2 protein-coding genes are annotated in these 1,929 nt (G+C 32.2%); one reads left to right on the forward strand and one right to left on the reverse strand.

Features of this window, described 5'->3' with window-relative positions:
- The first annotated feature begins 444 nt into the window (after positions 1-444).
- Positions 445-1,332: a hypothetical protein gene (locus GCWU000282_RS15420; protein ID WP_035041434.1), complete on the forward strand. Its 888-nt coding sequence runs from the start codon at positions 445-447 to the stop codon at positions 1,330-1,332.
- A gap of 132 nt (positions 1,333-1,464) precedes the next feature.
- On the opposite strand, the gene GCWU000282_RS16870 is transcribed toward GCWU000282_RS15420, so the two are convergent.
- Positions 1,465-1,929, reverse strand: a 465-nt coding sequence (locus GCWU000282_RS16870; RefSeq protein WP_023356135.1) for a hypothetical protein, incomplete at its 5' end; no start/stop codon positions are given.

Genomic DNA, 1,929 nt, shown 5'->3' on the forward strand with positions numbered 1-1,929 from the left:
CGAATGGACTAATTGACTTTACTACAGGTATATGCTGACAGTTCAGCATCCCAAGGAGGTAGCCATTCTTTGTCCTATCCTAAGAGATAATACCTTATGTTTTGTCTTATGTCTATCGGAAGCCATCAGGCAAGATAAAATTTATGATAACATCTGATGAAGGTAGAATGCCTTCTTCTGTTATACATATAGAAATTTGTTAATCAAATAGTCTTGATTGACTATACCATTATTATACTAGGAGGTGGTAAAAGTGAAATCAAGGGTTTTTAATTATAACAGATTTTGCTCTATAAGAGCACCAGCAATATAAAAGTATGTTATATAGCCTTAATTGGCTATAGAAAGCAAATGAAGATATGAAATCAACCCCAATATAAAAAGTGGGAAACAAAAATAATATTTAAGGAGATAAGAGTAAAAATCGAGAGTAAAAAGGAATTGTTGTATAGGATAAAAGACGTGAATGGCTGCTCCAACATAGGTGGAATAGCAATTGATGGAAATGGAACATTATATTGTGTTAAATCGAGTAGAGATAATAAGAAACAGTGCCTATACGTAATTAAAAACTATAAGTCAGCTAAAAAAGAAAAAGGTTTTGTAGCCCCATCACGAATTCACAATTATGAGCGATTGGGGCATGCCAATAGTCTGACTTTAAGCGGTGGTTACCTTTATGTAGGCACAAATGAGAATTATATTATTAAGTTATCTACTACGAAGCTAAAAGGTACTAAGCATGAAGCAGGAACAAAGATAGGCATTAACTCAGGTGATGCTGATATCAGCTCAATTGCGGCTGTAGGAAACAATCAGTTCATAGTGCACTTTAGCGGACAAGGCGACAGTCACACAAGGCAGAGGGTTTACTTTTCAAGTAAGATCACAGATAAAGTGGAATACAATACTGAGAAAATGAAGACATTTACATATCCGGATACGCTGAAAATTAATGTTGATAATACTGAGGCACAGGACATGTTTTACCAAAATGGGTATTTATACTTTATACTTGCAGAAAAAGATGAAAATGGAAAGGAATTTACGAAAAGCCATATACTTAAATACAGATATGAAGATTGTGTTTGTGTTGGTCATGATACATTTACCAATAAGTATGCTACAAAATTTGAGATTGAAAGTATGCATATAGATAGTAGTAATAACCTTATTTTTTCTGCAAATGAGAACAAGGAGATACTAGAACGAGTAAAAGTAGGCGGAAAAACACAGATAAGAAAAAAGATATTAAACAATAGAGATGCCATATATATAGTGAAAAAATGGGAGTTAGCAACTAAAATAATATCAAATCCTAAAAAACAATAAAATAAATCTAATTCTAAAAAGAGCTGTCGTTTTGATAGAATACTAGCAAAATATGCAATTTTCTATAAAAGATAAACACATTTTGCTAGTAAACTAAAATAAGACAGCTTTTATAATTAATATACAACAATATCAAAACAATTCTCTAAATGGTACCAGACCAAAATAATCAGGCTCTTTATAATGCTTATAGTACTTTGAAAATTCCTGTGGTGGTATACCAAGTGAATAAATAAACCCCTCTAAAGTATCGTTAAAATCATAGCGGTAGTATTGATGCAAAATATGAGAATAACTAAATCCGCTGAGTATGTATGAAAATCTGCATAAACATTCTGTCCTGCAAAATGAGTCATATAACAGTTTATTGTTGTTATAAGCTTTATCCGAAAAATACTTTATTCGAACATTGTCACTTACTTCAGTATATTTGGAAGTCTTCAGATATTTATAAATATTGTAAGCCAATCTTGTATGACTGATGTTTTCTATATTCTTAAATTTCTTGTTTCTCACCACCTTGAGAGCACGGCTGTCAAGGGCATCGGCAGGGTAAATAGGAACTCTCCTATAACTTCCGTACACATTCTTATCTGT

The organism is Catonella morbi ATCC 51271 (genome assembly GCF_000160035.2).
In the GTDB taxonomy this organism is placed as follows: Bacteria; Bacillota; Clostridia; order Lachnospirales; family Lachnospiraceae; genus Catonella; species Catonella morbi.